Here is a 23,953-nt window from a genome sequence, read left to right as displayed (position 1 = left end):
GAGAACCAAACCACGATCACAGCCATCATCATTGAGGTAACATCATGAAAAAACAACTGTTGGCCCTTGGCCTCGTCGCAACCGTCGGCTTGAGCGGTCAGTTACAGGCCGAAGACGGGCTGAAAGACATCCATGTCTACAAGTCACCGACCTGCGGTTGCTGCACGGATTGGGTGGACCACCTGAAGGAAAATGGTTTCAAGGTGGAAGTCACTGAAACCAATAACCTGAATCCGATAAAGATCGACGCCGGCCTGACACCGTCACTCGCCAGCTGCCACACTGCGTTCGTCGGCGATTATGTGATTGAGGGCCATGTGCCTGCCAATGACATTCACCGGTTGATCGCCGAAGCCCCGAAAGCAAAGGGCCTGTCGGTGCCTGGCATGCCAGCTGGCTCCCCCGGCATGGAAGTGGGGGATCGCAAGGACCGCTATCAGGTGTTGATGTTCAACGACAGCGGCCAGACCAAAGTCTTCGCAGAACACAACTAGTTTTCCTACACACTTTGCCATGCCTGCTCTATCATAGCTTCCTGATAGATCCAGACTGTGCATAAGGAAAGCTTTTTGAGCCTGAAAACCCGACTACTCGGCCTGGCAGCGGCTCTGATGATCATCGTCTCAGTCGCCTCCTGGCTTGCGTATCGTGAGCTTTCCGAGGACATCATTGAGCGCTGGGGGCAGCAGGTTGCTGAAATTCAGGTGCGCTACGACAGCGCCCGCCTGCTGCAATCCCTGGAACGGGAAATCGGGCTTGCCCGCCAGATGGCCGACTCTTCCACGCTGGTCAACTGGGCTACCTCACCGGAAGACAAGGCGTTACAGCGCGACGCCATCCGCGAAATGGAAAGCTTCCGAAGCAATTTCCGCGACAACAGTTATTTCGTCGCCCTCCGTGATTCCCGCCGCTATTACTACAATAATACCAACAACGAATTTGCGAATGATCAGTTCCGCTACATCCTGGACCCCGACAAACCCGAAGATGCCTGGTTCTTCCAACTGATTGAGGAAGGCCGCAATTTTCATCTGAACGTAAACCCTGATACCGAACTCGGTGTGACCAAACTCTGGATCGACGTGCTGATGCGGGATGAGGAAGATCGCATCGTCGGCATGGTCGGTACCGGCCTGGACCTGGACGCGTTCCTGCAGGATATCGTGGATATTGACCAGGAGGGTATCACCACCCTGTTCGTGGACTACAACGGCGCGATACAGCTCTACCGCGACCGCAACTACATCGACTTTGCCAGCATCATCAAACCCGAAGGCCAGAAAAGCACCGTCGACCTGCTGTTTGATAACCCGGAAGACAAGCAGAAGGTGCTCGGCATGCTGCAGCTCCTGAAAAACCGGGGCGGTGCCACCGGTGCCGTGGAGAGCAGCTTTGTGACCGTGGACGGCCGAAAACACCTGGCTGGCGTGGCCTTCCTGCCAGCCATTGGCTGGTTCGAAATCACCTTGCTGGATCTTGAAGCGCTCCTGCCCCGAAGCTACCTATGGCCTTTGGTTGCCGTATTCCTGACCAGTTTGCTGGTCACCCTGATTCTGTTCCATCTGATTATCCGTTCGCGCATCCTCAAACCCCTCGTCAGCCTTGAGAGTGCGGTTGAGAAGGTTCGAGGTGGCAGCTTTGCGCTTCCGCACCTGGAAAAACCGGACAACGAGATCGGCCGGCTTGCCAGTCATTTCGAGACAATGACCGACACCCTCGAGCATTCAACCCGCGAACTGGAACGGAAGGTTGCGCAACGTACTGACGAGCTGAACAGGCTGGCGCGTGTTGACGCCCTTACCGGGCTGAAGAACCGCCGTGGTCTGGACGAAGCCCTGGATGAAGAAATACAGCGGGCAAAACGACAGAACACGGGCTTTGGTCTGATCTGGCTGGACATTGACCACTTCAAGGCCATCAACGACGAGCTTGGCCATCAGGCCGGTGACGACATTCTCTGCCGCGTGGCACTGTGGCTCAAGGCCGGCGTGCGGCCCTACGACCACCCCGGCCGCTGGGGCGGCGACGAATTCGTGGTGGTGCTCTCGCCCTGCGATGAAGATACGCTGTGCCAGATTGCCGCGCGGATACGCGAAACCATCGAAAGGGACAGCATTCGCACCGGCACGCCGGTGACCGTTAGCGTGGGCGGGTACCTCTGCCAGCCCGGTGACGACGTTGACACCATTCTGCGACAGGCCGATCAGGCGCTTTACCGTGTGAAACAGCAGGGGCGGAATAAAGTGCTTATCACGGATGGATCAGGCCAGGAAATTAACCCCGCGTAACATGGTCTGACTCATACCGCCATAACCGGTATACTCCGCAGCGACACTCAAATTTTATCCAGCCAGGTTCTGTTCATGCTCAATGCCGACGCCCTCAGCCAGTTGCGCCAGCTGAAAACCAATATCGAGGAAAACAAGGTTGTCTTTCCGGGTACCGTCAAAGCCACCAATGGGCGTTTCGGCTTTGTTGCGCTGGATGAGGGGCGAGACGTCTTCCTGCCACCGGAAGAAATGCAGAAAGTGCTGCCCGGTGACCGCGTCAAGATCACCGAGGAAGAGGGTGACAAAGGCAAGACCCAGGGCATGATCGACGAGCTGCTGGACACCAGTCTGGACACGTTCGTTGGTCGCTATCTGGTGAAAGGTAAAGGCCACTTCGTGGTGCCGGAAACCCCCGGCATCAACCGCTGGATCTTCATACCGCCGAAAGAACGCCAGGGTGCCGAGCCCGACGATTACATCTACTGCCAGATTCACAAACATCCGATCAAGGATGGCAAAGGCCAGGCAAAGATCCTGAAGGTCCTCGGCAAAGCCGGTGATACCGGCATCGAACGCGCACTCACCGTTGCCACCTTCCACCTGCCAGACACCTGGCCTGACGCCGTGCAGAAACAGGCCAGTGCGCTGGATGAATCAGCCGTTGACGCAAAAAGCGAAGGCCGGGACGATCGCACCGACCAGCCCTATGTGACCATCGACAGCCCCGGCACCCAGGACATGGACGATGCCCTGCTGGCAGAGCCCAACGCCACTGGCTGGAAACTGTCCATTGCCATTGCTGACCCGACGGCTGTTATCGAGCCGGGCAGCCCTGCCGAGCAGGAGGCCTTTCGCCGCGCCACCGCCATCTATTTTCCCGGCGAACCACTGCCCATGCTGCCGGATACCCTCAGTACCCGCCTGTGTTCGTTAATGCCGGACACCAAGCGCCTGGCACTGGTCTGCGACCTTCAGGTGAACAACGATGGCAGCCTCGGCGACTATCAATTTCATCAGGCAGTGATTCGCTCCCACGGCAAACTCAGTTATGAACTGGTCTCCAACCTGATCGAAGGCCGGGAAGACGACGATATCAAGGCGCTTCCGGATACCGTTTCCAACAGCCTCGACCAGCTCCACCAGATCGCCACCGCTCTGCGCAAATGGCGAAACGAGCACGCACTGGTGAACGGTGACCGCCCCGAATTCCGGCTGCGCCTGGACGAGAATCGCCGGATACGGCTGATCGAGCCCTCGGTTCAGAACGAGGCCCATCGCCTGGTGGAAGAATGCATGATCGCCGCCAACCGCTGCGCGGCCGACTTCCTGGGGCAACGTGACAAGGGGCTGTTTATCCAGCATCCCGGTTTGCGGGACGACCGCACCGACAACGTCCGCGCCTTGCTGGAAGGCTATGCCCCACAGCTCGCCGATATCGACGCCACCAGCGCCGCAGGCTTCCGCGACCTGATGAAGCAGACCGACGGGCTGGACGCAGAGGTTCCTATCAAAGCCATTATTTCCCGCCAGCTTGCCCGCGCCGAGCTGTCGTTCACGCCCGCCCCCCACCAGGGCATGGGGCTGGCCGCCTACACCACGTTCACGTCGCCACTTCGCAAGTTCAGCGACTTCCACGTGCATCGGCTGATCAAGTCGATCCTGTGGCAGGAATCGCTGAACGAGCTCAACGATGACCAACTGGCCGAACTGCAACAGACCCAGATCCGCGCCCGCCAAGCAGCCAACAGCCTTGAAAACTGGCTCAAGAGCGATTTTGCGAAAACCCTTGGCGAGGACTCGATGACTGGCGTGATCAGCCGCACAACACCTGCTGGGTTCTTTGTACGGCTGGACGCCAACGGCCTGGAAGGGTTCGTGAGCTGCAAGACACTTGAAGGTAAGTTCAGCTTCGATCCCGTTACGTTGCGCTTGGTTCACAACAAGAACGGCCGTACGTTCCAGTTGGAACAACCCGTGACTGTGACCTTCTCCGGCGTCGACGACGAAAGAAAGCAGATCCAGTTCAATCTGGTGGATGCGCCGACTGAAGGCCGCGAGCCCGCGAACACCGACGAGGCTTGAAAATCCGGCTCCGGAGCGCCATCTTAGTGAATAAGCGGGCACTTATTCGTTACGGAGGTGAATCCGGATGCCTATCAGCCCAACCGAGTTCCTGAAGAAGTACGGCTTCGAAGAGGAAGAAGAGGAGCGCGACCACAGCCTGCGCCACAATGCGATGGAACACGCAAAGCACTTGAAGCGCCCTCATGCTGGCACACCCCATGACTGGGAAGAGTGGGAGCGCTACAAGAAAGAGCACCCGGACGAGATCGAGGATGACGAGGACAATTCTTAGCCCTGCTCAAGCATCCTCGACAGACGCTCGTCCTTCGCCCGCCACTGTTCTGCCAGCCAGTTTTTCACGTTTTTGCGATGCTCGGCATCCGTCGCGTAATCCCGGCCCTTCAGGTGCGCCGGGATGGTAACTGTGTCGATCTCCATGCCGACTTTACTCACCCTTCCACACATGAAATCCCAGAACGTTGGAGCGCCCCCTGGATAGGCAATCGTGACATCCACCAGTGTTTCGATGGAGTCGCCCATGGCATCCAGCACAAAGGCCACGCCACCGGCCTTGGGCGTCAGCAGGTGGGTGTATTTTGATTTCTGCTTGTCATGCTTGGCCTGGGTAAAGCGCGTGCCTTCAACGAAATTCATCACGCTCACCGGGGTGTAGCGGAACTTCTCACAGGCCGTACGGGTCGCTTTAAGATCTTCACCGCGCTTTTCAGGATGTTTGATCAGGTACTCACGGGTGTAGCGTTTCATGAACGGGAAATCCAGTCCCCACCAAGCCAACCCTATGACCGGCACCCAGATCAGTTGTTGCTTGAGGAAGAACTTCAGAAACGGTGCACGGTGGTTGAACACCCGCTGCATGGCGAAGATGTCGACCCAACTTTGATGGTTGCTCAACACCAGGTACCAGCTTTCCCGCTTGAGCTTTTCGTCGCCGTGGACGGTCCATTCCGTGCCTTGGGTGAGTTTCATCCAGCCGGTGTTGCAGGCAACCCAGGCTTCGGCGATCCAGATAATGACTTTGGTGCACAGCACCCGGAAACCGGTGTGGGGAATAATCAGCTTCAATATCGCCGGGATGTAGAGAAGCAGGCACCAGAACAGGGTATTCAGCCCCAGGAGGATGGAACTGATGACGCCGATAACGGGAGCTGGCAGGAAGCTGAGCATGGTGGTCCTGTTGTTGGTTTTTTAAGATGGCTGAATGATACCAATGGTTGGCAGGTTTGGGCAGTGGCCTGAAGTGACCGGTTTGCCATTAGTGGTGGACGTTCTTGCCATAGTTCCGATCTGTATAGGTAGTCTAGTCTTATTCCGAACCTGTTCTCGACATAAACCTTATGGAAACCTCTATGCCCGACCCGCTCAGCTACGCTTTCAACAAAGCCTCGGGAATAACCCGCCAGACGGCACTATACGCCGGTAACGCCTTCGACCGCGTATTCCGGGCCGCCAGCCTGGTGCAGGCAGGGCAGACACCGTTCGAGACCTTGTACACCGATGGGCTGGTGAGCCTGCGATACTACCCACCGCTGGCCGAGGATTTTATCGAGTTGGACGGCGAGATGATTGATGTGGAGCGCACGCCCCACAAGACGCCCATCGTGATCGTGCCGCCACTGGCGGTGAACATGCTGATCTACGACCTGTTTCCCCAACGCAGTCTGGTGCGGTTCCTGCGGGCCAAGGGGTTTGAGGTGTACCTGATCGACTGGGGCGTACCCACGCGCCAGCACAGTCACTACAACCTGCACACCTACGTGGCGGAGTTGCTGCCGGCATACCTGAACCGGGTGCGGGAGCACAGCGGTGAGCAGAAGCTGTCGCTGCACGGCTGGAGCCTGGGCGGCATGTTCACGCTGTTCTATTCTGCCCTCAGCCGCGACCAGCACATCCGCAACGCCATCGTGCTGGGTTCGCCCATCGACAGCCACGCGTCAGGCCTGATGGGTTTGATGTACCAGCGGGTGTCCGACGTCGCCGATTTCGTCCGTAAGCGCACCGGCTTCCGCCTGCATGACGTGAAACCTCATTGGTTCCACTCTCCGGGCTGGGCCAACACCATCGGCTTCAAACTCACCAACCCCATCGGCAGCGTGATGGGCTACTGGGAACTCATCGTCCGCCTGGGCGACCGCGACTTCGTCGCCAGCCACGCCACCACCTCCGCCTTCCTCGACCGCATGGTCGCCTACCCCGGCGGCATCGTGCAGGATGCCGTGGTACGCCTGTGGATCGACAACGAACTCTCCAAAGGCCAGATCCAGATCGGCGAAGACGTCGCCCGGCTGGAGAATGTAAACGCCAACTTACTTGCCATCGCCGGCGATACCGACACCCTGGCAACCCCCGGCGCGGTGAAACGCATCGAAGACCATGTCAGCTCGAAGGACGTTACCTTCCGGGTTACCCCCGGGGGCCACATGGGCATTCTGGCCGGGAGCAAGGCGCCGAAGGAAAGTTGGCTGGAGATGGCGGAGTGGTTGGCTGAAAGATCGGACTGAATCACACAGAACGCGCGACTGGGAGACCGCCGGCACATAAGTCGGAAGCGCGTCTCGTAGCGTCCCTTCCAAAACTGTGCGGAGCCATGGATGGCGGAGCCCAAGCCGAACAGGACGTCTTGAGGCGTGTTTTGGAAGGGACGCTACGAGACGCGCCACCCCGGAAGTTAAAGGTTATCCAATGTAGCAGGTAGCTCAGAAAGACTCCGAACCACCGCATTAGGCTCAACCCCCCAATCTTCAAACACCTTCCCGGCATCCCTCTGCACCCAGATGGTCGTCAACCCCGCCGCCCGGGCACCAATCACATCCCACGCGTTGCTGGACACCAGGCACAGAGGCTTATCCATCGCCCCGGTTGCCCGTCGTGCATAGGCATACACCGCCGGGTCCGGCTTGAAGCTCTTGATGTCATCCACCGACACCAACCCCTCAAACTGATCCAGCAAATGGTTATGCCCCAGCACCTTCTCCAACGCCGGATAGGTGCCATTGGAAAAGGCAAACATCCGATACACGCCCTGCAGGGATTCCAGTGCCGGCAACGAGTCGTCAAACGCAGGCAGGGACAGATAGGCCCCCATCAACTCATCTTCCCGCTCTCCACTTAAGCTCAACCCATGGCTGGCCATCGCATACCTTAGCGCCTGCCGGGTACAGGCCCCGAAATCCTCGTACATGCGCATCAGCCCCTTGCGAAAGGAAAACTCCAACTGTTTTTCCCGCCACTGGGCACTCACGGACTCCGCCGCCTGGCCTGCGTCTGGCGCCAACAGGTCTGCCATTCCCATGGGGTCCACCAGGGTTCCGTATACATCGAAGGCCAGGATCGGTTTCATCGGGTGCTCCTAAATTTGTTCAACCAGTGTCACGACATCGTAAACCAGTCGGCATCGTTTTTTGAATGCTTACTCAAACCACCAACAACAAAGTACTCCGGAATGGGCAACCTCCCACGCCTCGGGTACACTGCTACTCATGAACCCTGTTGATACATTTAACCTCGACATTCGCTCCCTCAGCACCTTCATTGCAGTGCTGGATGAGGGCAGCGTTTCTCGAGCTGCTGTACGACTGGGCGTGAGTCAATCGGCTGTCAGCCACACCCTGGACCGATTACGCCAGGCCCTGGGCGACGCCCTGTTCGTCAAATCCGGCCGAGGCATTGTCCCCACCCGGTATGCTCTCCAGGCCGGCCCACACATTCGCCAGATACTGGACGACCTGCACTCCCTGTCTTCCGGGCCGCCGTTTGCCCCGGCCACGGCCGAGTTCACCTTCACCATCGCCGCCAACGACTATCAGCGCGACCTGCTGTTACCCGGACTGTTGTCCGTGATCCGACAAGAAGCGCCTGGCATCCGCTTGCAGGTTGTCCCCTCGGGCATTCCGACCGCCGACATGTTGCGTAAAGACTTGTGTGACTTGATTATTTCCCCTCACGCACCGGAAGCTACCGACATCATGCAGCGGGGCCTGATGGCGGATCAGATGGTGGTTTTCTACGATCCCGCCATCCGCCAGGCCCCGGAGTCCCTGGCGGATTACCTGAAGGCGGACCACATCGCCATCCTGTTTGGCACGGGTGAAAAAACAGCTTTCGAAGGTTCGTTAGCCGCCCAGGGATTGACCCGGAGAACCGCCGTAACCGTGTCCAATTTTTCCGGCCTGCCAGCCTTCCTGCAAGGCACTGACATGCTCGCAACAGCACCCAAGCGCATGAGTGAGGACTTACTGCAGCAGTTTGCATGGACGCCCCTACCGTTCGACTACAAGCCATTCACATTGCTGATGCTGTGGCACAAACGCAACCAGAACGACCCCGCTCACCGCTGGATTCGAAACCACGTCAACGGCGTAGCAGCGACCATCAATGGCCTCAATACCTAATTCATCTGATTTGTTCATACATTGTATGAAATAGCTGGCCGTTATCCCAGGACAGGACGAGCGTAGACTCCCCATATCAGATTGAGCGCTGGGTGAGAGCCGGCCTTCTGAAACCGTGCGGAGCCATGGATGGCGGAGCCGAGCGTACAGGGATGTATTTACAGCGTGTTTCAGAAGGCCGGCTCTCACCCAGTGCCGTACTCCAAAGATTCCGGGATCAGTGATGCTCGCACTCACCAGTGTATGGACAACGATACTATTGGCAGCCGCTGTCGCCCTCGGGCCGCTGGCGATTGATATGTACCTGCCTGCCTTGCCCGCTATGGGAGAGGCGCTCTCGGCCAATACAGGTCAAGTACAGCTTACGCTGAGTATCTACATGGTCGGGTTCGCCCTGGCCCAGTTGGTCTGCGGCCCGCTGGCGGACCGGTTCGGGCGTAAGCCCATCATGATTGGCGGATTCCTGCTGTTTGCGATCGCCAGCGTTGTTTGTGCTCTTGCGACCAATATTGAAACACTGATCCTGTGCCGCTTCCTGCAAGCGCTTGGCGGCTCGGCCGGTCCAGTGCTGGGCCGGGCAGCCGTACGGGATATCTATTCCCCACGGGACGCCGCAAAAATCATGGCTATTCTGGCCAGCATCATGGCCCTGGCACCCGCTGTTGCACCAACTCTCGGCGGTTTTATGGTGGTCAGCCTGGGCTGGTCGTCAATTTTTCTGGCACTGGGTGGCTACGCGCTCATCATGGCTGTGGTGGTTGCAGTGGGTATTCCCGAGCCGATGCGCCCGGAAAACCGGCAATCCCTTCGCGTTAGCAGCCTATGGAAGAACTACCGGGCAATTGCCTCGGACATCAGCTTCCTGGGCTACACCCTGACCAACTCCCTGACCTTCGCCGGCCTGTTTGCGTTCCTGTCAGGCTCGTCGTTCGTGCTGATTGATTTCCTGGGCGTGGAACCCCAGCACTTCGGTCTGTTCTTCGCCTGTATCGTGGCCGGTTATATTGGCGGCAACCTCACGGCCATCCGCCTGGGCCGCTCGTTTACGCCAGATCAGATACTGGTGCGAGGCCTGACGATATCGGTTATCGGTGGCGGCTTAATGGCCGCACTGGCAGCCTCGCAGGTTTACAACGTATGGGCAGTGGTGCTACCACAAGCCTTGTTTATGGTCGGTGTGGGCATGGTCCTGCCCCAGACCATGGCCGGGGCCCTGGCTAATTTTCCCCAAATGGCCGGTTCGGCCTCCGCACTGTTCGGCTTCACCCAGATGGTGGTTGCAGCCATTGTGGGTGCTCTCGTGGGCCACTTCCACGACGGCACGTCACTGGTGATGGCAGGCATCATCGCTGCCTGCGCCATTGCGGCCCTCGGCAGCTACCTGCTAATGGTCCAGCGCCATCCGGCTCCCGGATTTGAGCCCGCCTGAAACCAACTTAACTCGACTCCCGGATGAAAAAACATCCAAAATGGGCTACACAGAGTAAGCTGTTAAATACAAATCCATTAGACCAGTATCAGGGAGTTCCAAATGAGCAACGTCACACTCGGCGGCAATCCAATCACCGTGAGCGGCACCCTTCCGCAAACCGGCGACACCGCCCCCAACTTCACCCTAACCACTCAGGGCCTGGAAGACGTCACCCTCGACAACTGGGCTGGTAAGCGCAAAGTTCTGAATATTGTCCCCAGCGTAGACACCCCGACCTGCGCCACCTCCACCCGTAAGTTCAATGAAAAAGCCAGCAGCCTGGACAACACGGTGGTGCTGGTCATTTCTGCCGACCTGCCCTTCGCCGCCGGTCGATTCTGTGGTGCCGAAGGCCTGGAAAATGTCACTACCCTTTCCAGCTTCCGAAACTACAGCTTCCAGGAAGATTACGGTGTTGCCATCCAGGACGGCCCACTTGCTGGCCTGACCTCCCGCGCGGTGGTGGTTCTGGACGAGAACAACAGGGTTCTGCACAGTGAGCTGGTTGGTGAGATCAAGGAAGAACCGAATTACGAAGCCGCTCTTTCGGCGCTTTGATTCCCAGCACTCCGACTTACTGAAAGCGACTCCGTAATCGATGTGCGAAGGCCGGGGCGCCTTCCCCAGACCGTGCATTGCAAGGGATGGCAATGCCGAGCCCCCATGGATGGGTTCACGGCGTGTCTGGGGAAGGCGCCCCGGCCTTTGCACCCACTCACAAACCGATAACTGCTAGAATCGCCCACCAAGCAAAACACCTGGAACAGAAGCCACCAACGTGACGAACGCCACCCCACAAGCCAGCCTGCCGCGCCAGTTGTTCACCATGACCTGGCCCATGCTCTTCGGCGTACTGTCACTGATGACCTTCCAACTCGTCGACAGTGCCTTCATTGGCCAACTCGGCCGCGACCCACTGGCCGCACTGGGCTTCACACTGCCCATGCAGCAGCTCATCATCGGCCTGCAGGTGGGCCTTGGCATCGCCACCACCGCCATCATCTCCAGAACGCTAGGCGCCGGCGACCAACTCCGCGCTGAACGCCTGGGCGGCCTCGTCGTCACCGTGGGCGCCACTCTGGTGATAATCCTGTGTATCGCCCTATGGCTGCTGCAGACCCAAATCATGGCTGGCCTGGGTGCCGAACAGAGCCTGCTGCCGCTGATCCGCAGTTACTGGATACCCTGGCTGCTCTCCGCCTGGACCGGCGCCATGCTCTACTTTGGTTACAGCGTGTGCCGCTCCCATGGCGATACCAAACTCCCTGGCTATATGATGGTCGCCACCAGCGTGGCAAACATCGCCCTGGACCCGTTGTACATCTTCGTTTTCGGGTGGGGCCTGCAAGGCGCTGCCCTGGCAACCGTGACCGCCTTCGGTATCGGTTGCCTGTTTATCTACCCCAAACTGCTGCGCTCTGGCTGGATACGCTTCGACCTTTCCCAGCTGGCCCTCGGCAAGGCACTGAAACAACTGAATGGCATCATGGCGCCGGCCATGGTCAGCCAGCTGATGCCGCCAGCCTCGGCCATGTTCGCGACCGCCATGGTGGCTGGCTTTGGCTCCGCCGCCGTCGCGGCCTGGGGCCTGGGCACTCGCCTCGAGTTCTTCTCCATTGTAGTGGTGCTGGCACTGACCATGTCGATGCCGCCCATGATTGGCCGCATGCTTGGGGCCGGTGAGCTTGCGCGGATTCGCGTTCTCGTGCGATTGGCGGTTCGTTTTGTGGTGGTGTGGCAACTGGCCATTGGGTTGATCTGGCTTTTAGCGTCAGGAGTGGTCTCAGAGCTGTTTACCAGCGATCGCGCCGTCAGCGATGTGTTGGGTAGTTATCTGGTTCGGGTGCCGCTGAGCTATACCGGCCTGGGCATCTGCATGCTGATGGTGTCGGTGTGCAATGCGCTGGGGCTTGCCATGCGGGCGCTGCTGGTGTCGGTCCTGCGGTTATTCCTCTGCTTTCTGCCACTGCTTTGGCTCGGCTCACAGCTCGGCGGTATCAACGGCCTGATGAGCGGTGCGCTGGTTGGCAATCTGATGGCAGGTGTCATGGCCTACCTGTTCTACCGGCAAGGCATCCGAAAGCTGGCACTCCAGGACTAAATACTAATCGCCGAAGCGTGCTCGGAAACTCTCTGGCATCGGCACAACCGATTTGCGCTGGTAATTGAAGAACACGAAACCGTACTTGGCCAGGGCCACGGGTTGACCGCTCTCCGCCTTGGTTACGCGGAATACGAAATCCCCGCCGTATTTGTTGAAGTCCATCAGCCCCACTTCAAAGCGGAGCATCTCCGGAAAGAACGATTCCGATTGGTACATCGTTGCCAGGTCGGTCACGATAATACCCACGCCGTTTTTGTCGGCTTCCTCGACACCATAGTTCACCAGGAATTGTGCCCTGGCTTCAGACAGCATGGAGATTAACGCATCGTTTCCCAGATGGTTGGCTCCATTGATATCGGTGATCCGAACCGGCATCTTGGTTTCAAAATAAAAGGCGTTATCCGGAAAAGAGAGCTTGATGCGAGCCAAGTCGGCGTTCCTGTGTGGGGGGATTTTCTGTAAACCCAATGATACTTGGTTGTAACCATGCCGACACCCCGAGACAGCAGACCGAACATTCGTTATCTTGGACTTTTACCGGCAGCCTTCACCGTTGCCCGATGAAAGGGGTTGGGAGGCTACTGTCAAAACTGTGCGGAGCCATGGATGGCGGAGCTCAAGCGCCACATGGACGTGCTTGAGCGTGTTTTGACAGTAGCCTCCCAACCTCTTTCCAGCACCAACAGTCTGACCAACAGATACGGACACTCTATGGATATTCGCCCTGCTGCCACGCTGGTTTTGACCAAAGACACTGCTGAAGGTCCAAAGATCCTGCTGCTGCAACGAACCTGGGACGCGGTATTCATGCCGGGCTATTTTGTCTTTCCCGGTGGTTCTGTCGACGATCAGGAAAACAATGGGCGGGCCCACGCAATCGGGCGGGCTGACACTGAAATCAGCCAGACAATGGCCATGGATGAAGGTGGCGCCGACTACATGCTTGCGGCTGTCCGGGAGTGTTTTGAGGAAGCGGGCATTCTGTTAGCCGTTGATGAAAAAGGTGCTGCGCTGACTCATGACCACCCCATTCACAGCGACCGCGAAGCTCTGTTTAAAGGTGAGTTAACCCTGGCGGAACTGTGCCATCGCTATAACCTCACCATTCCCCTGGACCGTCTGGGCTACCTCGGGCACTGGGTGACACCGCCGGGACCTCCCCGGCGCTTTGATACCCGCTTCTTCATTGCAGTGGCACCGGAAGGGCAACGGGCAAGTCATGACGGCAATGAAACCATTGACCACGTCTGGCTGAGCCCGGCGGAAGCCCTGGAAGATCATCGCAGTGGCCGCCGCCTGCTAGGGTTACCAACCATTGGGACGCTGCGGATACTGGCGGAGTTCGACACCACGGAAGCCCTCATGCGCTATGTCCACGCTAATCCGCCGGAGCCCTATCCCAACAAGCCGTGGCCGGCGGTCAAGAAAGACAGGACCACGATGTTGGAGCCGGGGGCACCCGCCTATGACGAAGCGGTCAAGCTGGACCCGGAGGGTGCAGGCTCTACACACGCGGACATTGTTCCCGGGGAACCGGTGGAGGTGGCGGCCGGTGTGGTTCGCCTGACAGCGCCAAACCCGGGAATGATGACCGGCCCCGGCACCAACACCTATGTGCTTGGCCACAAACGGTTTACGGTACTGGACCCCGGCCCGGACGACGCAACGCATATTGAGCGCATTCTGGAACTCACTGGTGGAGCGATTGATCAAGTGGTGGTCACTCATACCCACCAGGACCACTCGCCGGCAACAGTGGCACTGAAGGCAAGAACCGGCTGTCACGTTTACGGCCAGCCGGCTCCCGAAGGCCCGGCCCAGGACCAGACGTTTTCGCCGGATGTAGAGCCGGTGAATGGTGACCTGATCGTCACCGAGGCTGGCACCCTGAAAGCCCTTTACACCCCGGGGCATGCCTCCAACCATCTTTGCTATCTGCTCCTGGAACAAGAGCTGCTGTTTTCCGGAGACCACATCATGCAGGGCTCCACCGTGGTCATTAATCCGCCAGACGGTGACATGAAGGCCTACCTGGAGTCGCTGTACGACCTGCTGGCCGAGTCCGTGCGTTACATAGCGCCTGCCCACGGTTTCCTGATGGCACGCCCCGAATCGGTGATCGATTATCTCATCACGCATCGTCTGGCACGGGAGCACAAGGTTGTCAGGGTGCTGAAAAGCCTCGCCCCGGCCAGCCTGAAAGATCTGACCGCAAAGGCCTATGACGATGTTCCAGCGGCGATCCATGGCGTCGCCGCCCGCTCCGCGCTGGCGCACCTGCTAAAACTGGAGGCAGATGGCCGGGCTGCGCGAGAAGGCGACATCTGGCGCACCACTCCCGACATTTGAAGCCCGCCCCTCACAGACACTTGGTTCCTGCTCAGGGGCGGCCTATTTTTTCGCGATGATCCAGACGGCGTGCACGATACCGGGAATGTAACCGAGAATCGTCAACAGGATGTTGATCCAGAAGTGTTTGCCAATCCCCACCTGTAAAAAGACGCCCAACGGCGGTAACAAAATCGCAACCAGAACTCGCAAAAGATCCATACAGTTTATCCTCCATCGAACGTATAACGGATACAGAACTGCAATCCGCATCCTGTAACCTCTTTGAATAGGTCATTTTGCGGAATTACACAATGAGTTCATGAAAGTGGCATTAAACCTTTGTCACAGCCGTATTCATGAAACAATGGGGTCTCTATCCTTGTACCGTTTTCACAGATCGGACAACGAGCCTCAAACTGGCTGAAGACTCGAGAGGAATTATGCTGTATCGCTGGCTGACACATCTGTTTCGCGCTGGCCTGATGTTTACCCTGACTGGCAGCCTGGTCGCAATCCCTGCCGTCTACGCAAACAAGTCCGATGACTCCGATAACACGGAGATGCTCGTCGCGGAGCTTGCCGAGGACGAGAGTGTTGAGGATGTCGAGCATTCGGAACCCTTGCGCTCGTCTGAACCGAAAAAGAATAGCGGTAAAGCAGACACCACTCAGAAATCCGATGAGGAGCTCGCCTCACAGGATAAAACACCAGATTCCACGGCAGAACCGGCCGTGGAAGAAGTGGCCCCCAATGTTGATTTAAAGGAGGTGGCGCCGCCTCCAAAGCCCGCTGAACCAGCGGAGTCGAAGACTTCGGAGCCCGAACCTTCGAAGCCCGACGCAACGGCGGATCAGCCCAAACCCACTGCCCAGGGCGCAGACCCCGCAACGGCGACCGATGAAAACGGCGTGGAAGAGTCTGCTGAGGTGACGGAACCCGAAAAGGCCACCAGCCTGAAAATGCTCGGTGCCGAGGTTCTGCCCGGAACGTCGACTCGCCTGGCCTGGTCCCCTGCCATCCAGATTGCCGGCCTGTCGCAACCAACACCGGTTCTGGTGGTCAATGGCTCCAAACCCGGCCCTAACCTATGCCTGACCGGGGCCGTTCACGGTGATGAACTCAACGGCATCGAGATCATCCGCCGCACCATGTACGACCTGGAGCCAGACAAGCTCTCCGGCCGGGTGATCGGCATTCCCATCGTCAACCTGCCGGGTTTCCAGCAAGGCAGCCGCTACCTTCCCGACCGCCGTGACCTCAATCGTCACTTCCCCGGCAGCACCGATGGCAGCCTGGCGGACCGCATTGCCCACTCGCTGTTCGAGAACGTAATCCGTCATTGCGACATGTTGGTGGATATCCACACCGGGTCTCTAAAGCGCACCAACCTGCCCCAACTGCGTGCAGACATGAACAACCCGGAAGTGGCGGAACTCACCCGTGGATTTGACCGCATGGCAGTCGTTCACAGCACCGGCACCACCGGCATGCTTCGTCACGCCGCTGTCGAAGCCGGTATCCGGTCCGTCACCATGGAGGCGGGTGAATCACTTCGGATCCAGGAGCACCAGATCAAGGCCGGGGTGAACAGCCTGACCAGCCTGATGGACAAGGAAGGCATGATTTCAAGGATGTTCGTCTGGGGAGATCCGGAACCCGTCTATTACGATTCCGAGTGGATACGGGCCGAACACGGCGGCATTCTGTTCAGCGAAACCAAGCTGGGGGCCAAGGTTTCTGAAGGTGAAATCCTGGGTTATGTTTCGGATCCCATCACCAACGCCCAGCATCCCATCCGCGCCCGCAGCAGCGGCCGAATTATCGGCATGGCGGTGGATCAGGTGGTCATGGCCGGTTTTGCGGCCTATCACGTCGGCACAGAAGCGGAAGTGCCGGGAGAATAAAAAATGGGGTCAGAGCAAGCTCTGACCCCATTTTATCGTTCAACTGTCAGGATACTAAACGCAACCGTTCAGGCTGAACGGCGGCGGGCACGCAGCCCCATACCGAGAAGGCCGAGGCTCAGGATGGCCAGGGTACCTGGTTCTGGTACTTCGCTGGCTTCAGAAATCAGTTCGACCTTTGCCTTAACCTTGGAGCCGTAGCTGCCCAGCCCAAAGATGCCTTCGTTAAAAGTGGTGTCGAAGAGGGATACACGAAGCAGACCATCGCCCAGTGCGCCAAACACCAGGTCAAGCGAACCGTTCCAGGACAACACACCTTCCTGGTAGAAGCCAAAGAGCACGGAATCTCCGGAGGTGTTCCCGTTGACAGAGCCACTCATCAGTTCCGGTGCTGTGAAGTTGAAATCGACGGAAATCGGTTTGGCGACTTTGTCATCGCTGTTGACCGTGCCTTCAGTCGTCCAGATTTTGAACAGATTAAAGGTCGTACTTTCACCGGCATTCAGATCGAAAGAAAACGGGTTGTCTGCATAGTCTGCAGAATCAACAACCAGTCCGGGGTCTGAATCATTCAGGTTGACCTGATAGCTGGCAGAGATCATTGCCGCGCTTGCCATGGCCGGCAGGCACATGGAAACCAGTAGTGCAATGGTGAGTTTAAGATGTCGCATAGCTGCTCCCTGGGTTATCCCACATTTCATTCGTTTTACTGCCCCGCCATACAGGCACCTGCTATACCAACATCTGAATTTCCAATCTAAAACAAGAATCTATATTTAATCCTGCATTTATCCAGCAGCGGGCTTGTAAGAAATCCTGACACCCAATCAGACAGTCACCAGCCGGATACGATCAACCAATATCTCCACTACCACTTTGGTAACAAGGCATTAGCTCGCAGGGCGTAGTATCCTTCGGGCTCCCGAACCAGATCAGAAACCCAAAAACCCTGACAGGAGTCGGTGTGCCCTCAGAAACCCCGAAACCACTATGGCTGGCCTACACCGGCCTGGTCCTGACCCCGTTGTTCTGGGCGGGCAACGCCGTGGTGGCCAAAAGTGTGGTTGGCGAGATTCCTCCCCTGTCCATGTCGTTCTGGCGCTGGGTGATAGCCCTGACGATACTCCTGCCCTTCGGGCTGCCGGGGGTCTGGCGCCAGCGCCGGGTCATCCGCGAACACGCACTGTCGATACTGGCACTCGCCACGTTCAGTGTGGCGGCGTTCAACTCGCTGCTTTATTTTGCCGCGGTGACCACCACGGCCACCAACATCGCGCTGATTAACGCCACCATACCCATCATGGTGGCGTTACTGGCCTGGTTGCTGTTGGGAGATCGCACACGCCCCATTCAGGCTCTCGGCATCGGGCTGGCGGTACTGGGCATCCTGGCGGTTGTGGCGCGGGGAGACCTCTCAGTGCTGACCGGTTTGCGGGCGCAACCCGGTGATCTGATCATGGTACTGGCGGTATCCAGTTGGGGCTTGTTCTCAGTACTGCTTCGCCGCCAGGCGGTACCATTGGCCCCACTGACCTTTCTGACCGTCCAGATCGCCTGCGGCACTATGGTGATCTTGCCGTTTTTCCTGGTGGACCTACTGTTCTTCTCAGGTGGATTCGAGCTGAACGCATCAACCGCCCTGCCCATGATGTATTTTGCAATTTTCCCCGGTATTCTGGCTTACGCGTTCTGGAATCATGGGGTGCATCGGATTGGTCCTGCAAAAGCGGCCATCTTCATGTACCTCACCCCTGTATTTGCGTCGGTGATGGCGGGCATTTTCCTCGGGGAACGCCTGGGCCTGTTCCATGTCATTGGCGGCCTTCTGATTCTGGCCGGACTGTTCCTGGCCACCCGAACCACCGAACTTCGCCGCAAATACCGTTGAGCACCCAACAACAAACATCGACAAGGCAGGCATTCATGGTCAATGGCATGACAAGGCGCTTCAGATGGGCCGGCGTACTGATACTGGCGGCTTTCAACACCCCAGCGGTCGCTGCCCCCTGCGATCCTGAGGAAAATACCTGGATACCGAGCCGCTATTACCCACCGGGACAGACGGTCTTTCACCAGGGTGACTGGTACCAGTCCCGCGAACTCCACGAGGGTAAAACACCCGGTGCGGATTTCGAATGGGAAAGACTGGCGTCTGTGCCTGATTGCGGCGTCGGTCGTGATGACAGCAACGTCGCTGAGCGCCAATCGGAAGGTGGGGTGAACCACCAACCTCAGGCACCGGCCGACGCCGGCGAAACGCCCGTAAAAACGCCCAACGAGCGCCCACAGGCCTGCAAAGAACCCGGGCGATGGAGCTTTGGCGGCAGCTATACCGTGGGCCAGATGGCCATCCATGAAGGGCAGACTTACCGCGCCATCCGCCCCAGCAACGGCCAGATGCCAGGCATGAGCCAGCCGCCTCACTGGCAGCCGGTAGACGATCCCTGCAGTAACGGTGCTGAAAACGCCAACTGACCCGGTTATTCAGTCAGCGCCTGCCGGATCTGCTCCAGGGCCGTCTCCAGAACCCGGCGCGGGCAACCAATATTCATACGCATGAACCCGCTGCCGGGCTCACCAAAGGTGATGCCCGGGTTCATGCCAATACCCGCTTCCTGCACAAAGAACCGTTTCAGTTCCGCGTCGCTCATGCCCAGGCCCCGGCAGTCCAGCCACAACAAGTAGGTGCCCTCCGGCTCCGTTACCCGGATGTCAGGCAGGTGTTGGCGGATGTAGTCCATCACCCTGTCACGATTGCCTTGCAGGTAGATCATGAGTTCGTCCAGCCACGGGCCACCCTGGCGATACCCGGCCTCGAAGCCGGCGATACTGAAGGGATTGCACTGGTTCATGTGCATGGTGTCGAACACGTCTTTCAATAACTTCCGATGCTCTGGATTCTTCACCACCAGCGCCGACAAGCCCAGACCGGGCATATTGAAGGATTTACTGGGCGCTACGGTGGTAATCAGGGCCTGTTCCTCATCGGCCAGTTTCGCCAGTACATGATGGGCAGGCTTGTCCGGATAGGTGAGGTCGCAATGAATCTCATCCGACAGCACCACCAGGTTGTGGCGCCTGGCAATGGCCAATACCTCCCTGAGCTCGCTTTCGCTCCACACCCTTCCCACCGGGTTATGGGGCGAGCACAGCAGCAACACTCTGGCGTCGCCCCGCGCTGCACAGGCCTCAAGGTGTTCGAGATTCATCTGATAACGGCCATCCACCTGTTCCAGCGGGTTTTCAATCACCGCACGACCGGTTTTCCGAATGGCACTGAAGAAAGGCGGGTAAACCGGAGGCTGTATAATCACCCCTTCACCTTCGCCGGCAAACGCCAGTGCCGCTGCGTGCAGCGAAGGCACCACCCCCGGAGCCATCATTAACCATTCCCGCTCAATGACCCAGCCATGCCGATGTTCAAACCAGTCAATCACCGACTGGTACAGGCTCTCCGGAAACAGTGTATAACCGTATACCGGGTGCCTTGCCCGTTCTTCCAGAGCCCTGGTCACCGCTTCCGGCGCTGGAAAGTCCATATCCGCCACCCACAGGGGGATAACGTCATCTTTGCCGAATACCGCTTTGCGGGCATCAAATTTTACGGAACAGGTGTTTTCCCGCTCAACAGGCTGGTCAAAGGTCTCAGGCACAAGTGGCTCTCCGCTAGGATGGTGAGTTAGGCAAGGTTATTCTGTGGCAGTCGTTACAATCCGTGCAAGTTGGGCGCTGCTTCCCCAGCTTATAGAAGGGGTTATCTTTGGTCGCAAGGGCACAGGTTTTACTTGCCTGGAACCCGGTATAATTGCGAACCTAACGAGTTATTTGCTTACCCTGATCGACCCTCGGAGCCCCTGAATGCTTGCCCAGATCCTGTCCACGATGTTGCCGGTCTTTCTGATCGCCGGTTGTGGTGCCCTTTACGGCCGATATCGCACTCCAGACATCAAAGGCTTGAACACCCTCAATATGGAGCTGTTCGTCCCCATGCTGGTGTTCGCGGTTCTGGCTGATCAACAGGCTCCGCTGCAGGATTACACCAGCCTGGCTCTGGCGGCAACGGTGGTCGTTCTGGGTTCCGGCATCGTGCTCTATCCGCTGGCCAGAATTCTGAACCTGAACCTTAAAACCTTCCTGCCGCCGATGATGTTCAACAATTCCGGCAACATGGGCATTCCCGTACTGGTATTTGCGTTCGGCGAGGCAGCTCTGCCCGCGGCCGTTGTCCTATTTGTCGTGGAAATGCTGCTGCACTTTACGGTGGGCATCTACATGCTGGACCCGCACACGTCGATCATCAGACGGCTTCGCATACCCGTTATTGCGGCAAGCATCGCCGGCCTTACCGTCAACTTCGGTGGCGTACCCATGCCACAATGGCTGTTGGAAACCCTGAACATGCTAGGCGGAGTGTGTATCCCGCTCATGCTCTTTACGCTTGGTGTTCGCATGCTGGATGTGGATTTCAGCGACTGGAAACTCGGGGTTCTGGGCGCTATTTCCGCGCCTGCATCCGGGTTGATTCTTGCCTGGCCAATGATAGCGATTCTGGATCTGCCGGGCCTGCAGATAGCTGCTTTGTGGGTCTTCGCCGCCATGCCCTCTGCTGTGTTGAACTACATGCTGGCGGAGCAGTATCAACAGGAACCTCATAAAGTAGCCTCACTGGTGCTTATGAGTAACCTCGGAAGCCTTGTGGTGATGCCGATTGTGCTGGGCCTGGTCTTTACAGCCGGCTATGTATGAACCGCTTCAGATAACGATCAATGTCGGAATCCTCGCCGGTGCGTCAAGATCACTAACGCAAGCGCTTGCAACCTCTCTGGCTTTGGCCGAAGGTAAGAACGATTCAGGTTGAATTTCTTCTCGATATGGAGATCCGCCCATGAGTGTTCTGCTTCTACTGATCAGTGCGCTGGTACTGATCTATCTTGGCATCGGTGGCACCACTGCCGCCACCGTGCTTGTGATTGCAACGGTCGTCGGGCTGTTTCAGGATGGCTGGCACATCCTCAGTATACTGTTTGGTGGCGGGCTGCTTGCTCTCAGCCTGGTGCTGGTGCTCCCAGGTGACTTGCGGCGCGAGAAGTTCAGCGCTCCGTTGCTGAACTGGGTGCGCGGTCGGCTCCCGAAGCTCTCGGATACCGAGGCCGAGGCCCTGCGCTCAGGTACCGTAGACTGGGATGGCGAGCTTTTCTCCGGGCAACCCAAGTGGTCGAAACTGCTCGATGCCAAACCGGCCCACCTCTCCAGCGAAGAACAGGCGTTCCTCGACGGGCCGGTCGAGAAGCTGTGCGGCATGCTGGATGACTGGAAAATCACCCACGAAGAGTACGACCTGCCCAACAAGGTCTGGAAGTTCATTCGCGAGAATGGCTTCTTCGGGTTGATGATTCCCAAGGAACAGGGCGGCAAGGGCTTTTCCCACACCGCCCACTCCGAGATCGTGATGAAGATTTCCACCCGCAGCGTATCCGCCGCTGTGACCGTCATGGTGCCCAACTCGCTTGGCCCGGGCGAGCTGCTGATGGAATACGGCACCGATGCCCAGAAAGAACATTATCTGCCGCGGCTGGCCGGCGGCGAGGAAATCCCCTGCTTTGCGCTGACGTCGCCGGTCGCCGGTTCTGACGCCGGAGCTATTCCGGACAAGGGCATCGTCTGTAAGGGCCAGTGGAATGGCGAGGAAGTACTGGGCCTGAAAGTCACCTGGAACAAGCGCTACATCACACTGGCACCGGTGGCGACGCTGATTGGCCTGGCCATCAAGGTCTACGACCCGGACAAACTACTGGGCGACTCCGACGACATCGGCGTTACCTGCGTGATGGTTCCACAGGACCTGGAAGGGGTTCACTCCGGCGCCCGTCACCTGCCAATGAATACCGTGTTCATGAACGGTCCGACCTGGGGCAACGACGTGTTTATCCCCATGGATCAGGTGATTGGCGGCCAGGACATGTTGGGCAAAGGCTGGAAAATGCTGCTGGAATGCCTGTCCATCGGCCGTTCCATCTCCCTGCCCGCATTGGGCACCGGCGCTGGCAAAGTGGCCAGCATGGCCACAGGCTCCTATGCCCTGACCCGGGAACAGTTCGGCCGCTCCATCAGCCAGTTTGAGGGGGTTCAGGAAGCGCTGGAGCCCATCGCCGGCTACACCTACATGATGGATGCCGCCCGATTACTGACATCCGGCATGCTGGACCGGGGTGTACGCCCCTCCGTGCCGTCAGCGGTGCTCAAGTACCGCAATACCGACTTGATGCGCACGGTGATCAACCATGCCATGGACGTGGTTGCCGGCCGCGGTGTTATTACCGGCCCCCGCAACTTCCTGGCCAGGGCGTACCAGGCGGTGCCCATCGGTATCACGGTGGAAGGCGCAAACATCCTGACCCGCAGCCTGATGGTGTTCGGCCAGGGTGCCATCCGTTGTCACCCGTTTATTGTTGAAGAAATCGAAGCAGCGGGCATGGACGATAAAAAGGCGGCGGTCGAGAAGTTCGACGGCATCTTTTACCGCCATATCGCCCACACCACCCGCAACGCGTTACGCTCGTTAGTGCTGGCACTGAGCGGCGGCTTGCTGGAAACCGTGCCCCGCCAGGGTAACATCCAGTCCAGCTATCGCCAGCTTGCCCGGTTCTCGGCCGCGTTTGCCCTGATGACCGACGTTACCCTGCTGACGGTTGGTGGCGGCCTCAAGGCACGTCAGCGCCTGTCCGGGCGGATGGCGGACTGCCTTGTACACCTGTATTACGCCACGGCGGTGATCAAGCAATGGCACGAGGAAGGCTATCCGGAAGACCAGCGGCCGCTGGTGGAATGGTGCCTTCAGACCAGTCTGCGCGACCTCAAGACATCCATGCGCGAGCTGATCATCAACTTCCCGGTTCCGCTGTTGCGCTGGCCGCTGCGGATGCTGGTGTTCCCTCTGGGCGCCACCGGCCTCAACGGCCCGGACGACGCCCTGGGCACGGAGGTGGCCGCCAGCATTGTGAACGATACGCCGCTACGCCAGCGCATCAGCCGTGGCAGTTACATCAATACCGATCCGGACGACCCTTTGGGCCGTGTACTGAACGCCTACCGGCTGGCCAATGAAACCAAGGACATGCGCGATCGCCTGCATGAAGCCCTGCGCAATCGGGATGAAGACGAGCTGGGCGGTATCGACCTGCTGATGGGGCACCAGCGTAAGGAACTGGTGGACTGGGCCTGCGAGCAGGGCGTTGTTCAGAAAGACGAATGCGACAAACTTCTGGAGGCACTGGAAGCACTCTACGACGTCATCCGCGTAGATGCCTTCGAAGCCGACGGGCTGAAAGCCCTGTCCCGTTGTGCCAAAGGTAAGCGCAAAGTGGTCGAACGCCCGCCACGGGACGAAGAATAACCGCTAA

At 58.3% G+C, this 23,953-nt stretch carries 21 protein-coding genes; 15 read left to right on the top strand and 6 right to left on the bottom strand.

Going from position 1 to position 23,953, the window contains the following annotated elements:
* Positions 1-44 precede the first annotated feature (44 nt).
* The 4 genes from SIC19_RS11175 (at position 45) to SIC19_RS11160 (ending at position 4,626) form a co-directional block, all read left to right on the top strand.
* Positions 45-494, top strand: a complete 450-nt coding sequence (locus SIC19_RS11175) for a DUF411 domain-containing protein (protein WP_127401948.1) — start codon at positions 45-47, stop codon at positions 492-494.
* A gap of 75 nt (positions 495-569) precedes the next feature.
* A complete protein-coding gene (locus SIC19_RS11170) occupies positions 570-2,288 on the top strand; it encodes a sensor domain-containing diguanylate cyclase (protein WP_127401949.1) in 1,719 nt (572 codons plus the stop codon).
* A gap of 75 nt (positions 2,289-2,363) precedes the next feature.
* On the top strand, positions 2,364-4,352 hold the full coding sequence (locus tag SIC19_RS11165) for a ribonuclease R family protein (protein WP_036211439.1): 1,989 nt from the start codon (positions 2,364-2,366) through the stop codon (positions 4,350-4,352).
* A gap of 67 nt (positions 4,353-4,419) precedes the next feature.
* Positions 4,420-4,626: a hypothetical protein gene (locus SIC19_RS11160; protein WP_127401950.1), complete on the top strand. Its 207-nt coding sequence runs from the start codon at positions 4,420-4,422 to the stop codon at positions 4,624-4,626.
* On the opposite strand, the gene SIC19_RS11155 is transcribed toward SIC19_RS11160, so the two are convergent.
* Positions 4,623-5,519 (bottom strand): acyltransferase, encoded by an 897-nt coding sequence (locus SIC19_RS11155; protein ID WP_127401951.1) that lies wholly within the window; start codon positions 5,517-5,519, stop codon positions 4,623-4,625. The genes SIC19_RS11160 and SIC19_RS11155 overlap by 4 nt on opposite strands.
* A 182-nt stretch (positions 5,520-5,701) precedes the next feature.
* On the opposite strand from SIC19_RS11155, the gene SIC19_RS11150 reads away from it, so the two are divergent.
* Positions 5,702-6,853 (top strand): alpha/beta fold hydrolase, encoded by a 1,152-nt coding sequence (locus SIC19_RS11150; protein WP_127401952.1) that lies wholly within the window; start codon positions 5,702-5,704, stop codon positions 6,851-6,853.
* 167 nt (positions 6,854-7,020) lie between these two features.
* Here the strand turns inward: SIC19_RS11150 and SIC19_RS11145 are convergent, their stop codons facing one another.
* Entirely contained in the window at positions 7,021-7,692 is a 672-nt protein-coding gene (locus SIC19_RS11145; RefSeq protein ID WP_127401953.1) for a haloacid dehalogenase type II, read from the bottom strand.
* Between the two features lie 139 nt (positions 7,693-7,831).
* Between SIC19_RS11145 and SIC19_RS11140 the strand changes: the two genes are divergently transcribed.
* From SIC19_RS11140 to SIC19_RS11125, 4 genes are all read left to right on the top strand, one after another.
* Positions 7,832-8,743 carry a LysR family transcriptional regulator gene (locus tag SIC19_RS11140; RefSeq protein WP_036211452.1) on the top strand — a complete coding sequence of 304 codons (912 nt, stop codon included), beginning with the start codon at positions 7,832-7,834 and terminating at the stop codon, positions 8,741-8,743.
* Positions 8,744-8,966: 223 nt separating this feature from the next.
* Positions 8,967-10,172 (top strand): Bcr/CflA family multidrug efflux MFS transporter, encoded by a 1,206-nt coding sequence (locus tag SIC19_RS11135; RefSeq protein WP_036211455.1) that lies wholly within the window; start codon positions 8,967-8,969, stop codon positions 10,170-10,172.
* A 102-nt stretch (positions 10,173-10,274) separates the two neighbouring features.
* Positions 10,275-10,772, top strand: coding sequence for a thiol peroxidase (tpx, locus tag SIC19_RS11130; protein WP_036211458.1), 498 nt, complete (start codon positions 10,275-10,277; stop codon positions 10,770-10,772).
* 268 nt (positions 10,773-11,040) lie between these two features.
* Positions 11,041-12,315 carry an MATE family efflux transporter gene (locus tag SIC19_RS11125; RefSeq protein ID WP_051947109.1) on the top strand — a complete coding sequence of 425 codons (1,275 nt, stop codon included), beginning with the start codon at positions 11,041-11,043 and terminating at the stop codon, positions 12,313-12,315.
* Positions 12,316-12,318: 3 nt separating this feature from the next.
* On the opposite strand, the gene SIC19_RS11120 is transcribed toward SIC19_RS11125, so the two are convergent.
* Positions 12,319-12,747 carry a thioesterase family protein gene (locus SIC19_RS11120; protein ID WP_036211464.1) on the bottom strand — a complete coding sequence of 143 codons (429 nt, stop codon included), beginning with the start codon at positions 12,745-12,747 and terminating at the stop codon, positions 12,319-12,321.
* 282 nt (positions 12,748-13,029) lie between these two features.
* Here SIC19_RS11120 and SIC19_RS11115 point away from each other — a divergent pair, with 282 nt between their 5' ends.
* On the top strand, positions 13,030-14,667 hold the full coding sequence (locus tag SIC19_RS11115; RefSeq protein WP_127402432.1) for an MBL fold metallo-hydrolase: 1,638 nt from the start codon (positions 13,030-13,032) through the stop codon (positions 14,665-14,667).
* Between the two features lie 42 nt (positions 14,668-14,709).
* Here the strand turns inward: SIC19_RS11115 and SIC19_RS11110 are convergent, their stop codons facing one another.
* Positions 14,710-14,868, bottom strand: a complete 159-nt coding sequence (locus tag SIC19_RS11110) for a YqaE/Pmp3 family membrane protein (RefSeq protein ID WP_007155136.1) — start codon at positions 14,866-14,868, stop codon at positions 14,710-14,712.
* A gap of 221 nt (positions 14,869-15,089) precedes the next feature.
* Here SIC19_RS11110 and SIC19_RS11105 point away from each other — a divergent pair, with 221 nt between their 5' ends.
* A complete protein-coding gene (locus SIC19_RS11105) occupies positions 15,090-16,553 on the top strand; it encodes a succinylglutamate desuccinylase/aspartoacylase family protein (protein ID WP_075194674.1) in 1,464 nt (487 codons plus the stop codon).
* A 68-nt stretch (positions 16,554-16,621) separates the two neighbouring features.
* On the opposite strand, the gene SIC19_RS11100 is transcribed toward SIC19_RS11105, so the two are convergent.
* Positions 16,622-17,224 carry a PEP-CTERM sorting domain-containing protein gene (locus SIC19_RS11100; RefSeq protein WP_185906458.1) on the bottom strand — a complete coding sequence of 201 codons (603 nt, stop codon included), beginning with the start codon at positions 17,222-17,224 and terminating at the stop codon, positions 16,622-16,624.
* A gap of 293 nt (positions 17,225-17,517) precedes the next feature.
* Between SIC19_RS11100 and SIC19_RS11095 the strand changes: the two genes are divergently transcribed.
* Together SIC19_RS11095 and SIC19_RS11090 are read left to right on the top strand one after the other, a co-directional pair.
* A complete protein-coding gene (locus SIC19_RS11095) occupies positions 17,518-18,441 on the top strand; it encodes a DMT family transporter (protein WP_126811040.1) in 924 nt (307 codons plus the stop codon).
* Between the two features lie 47 nt (positions 18,442-18,488).
* Positions 18,489-19,028 carry a carbohydrate-binding protein gene (locus SIC19_RS11090; RefSeq protein WP_228712269.1) on the top strand — a complete coding sequence of 180 codons (540 nt, stop codon included), beginning with the start codon at positions 18,489-18,491 and terminating at the stop codon, positions 19,026-19,028.
* 5 nt (positions 19,029-19,033) lie between these two features.
* Here the strand turns inward: SIC19_RS11090 and SIC19_RS11085 are convergent, their stop codons facing one another.
* Positions 19,034-20,206, bottom strand: a complete 1,173-nt coding sequence (locus tag SIC19_RS11085) for a MalY/PatB family protein (RefSeq protein ID WP_127401955.1) — start codon at positions 20,204-20,206, stop codon at positions 19,034-19,036.
* A 205-nt stretch (positions 20,207-20,411) separates the two neighbouring features.
* Here SIC19_RS11085 and SIC19_RS11080 point away from each other — a divergent pair, with 205 nt between their 5' ends.
* Both SIC19_RS11080 and SIC19_RS11075 read left to right on the top strand, forming a co-directional pair.
* A complete protein-coding gene (locus tag SIC19_RS11080; RefSeq protein ID WP_036211478.1) occupies positions 20,412-21,299 on the top strand; it encodes an AEC family transporter in 888 nt (295 codons plus the stop codon).
* A gap of 139 nt (positions 21,300-21,438) precedes the next feature.
* A complete protein-coding gene (locus SIC19_RS11075; protein ID WP_041332969.1) occupies positions 21,439-23,946 on the top strand; it encodes an acyl-CoA dehydrogenase in 2,508 nt (835 codons plus the stop codon).
* The last annotated feature ends 7 nt before the right edge of the window (positions 23,947-23,953 follow it).

Source organism: Marinobacter sp. MIT930201 (assembly GCF_047122665.1).
Lineage (GTDB): Bacteria > Pseudomonadota > Gammaproteobacteria > Pseudomonadales > Oleiphilaceae > Marinobacter > Marinobacter salarius.
The sequence above is the reverse complement of the archived record's forward strand: the minus strand, read 5'-3'. Positions and strand labels throughout refer to the sequence as shown.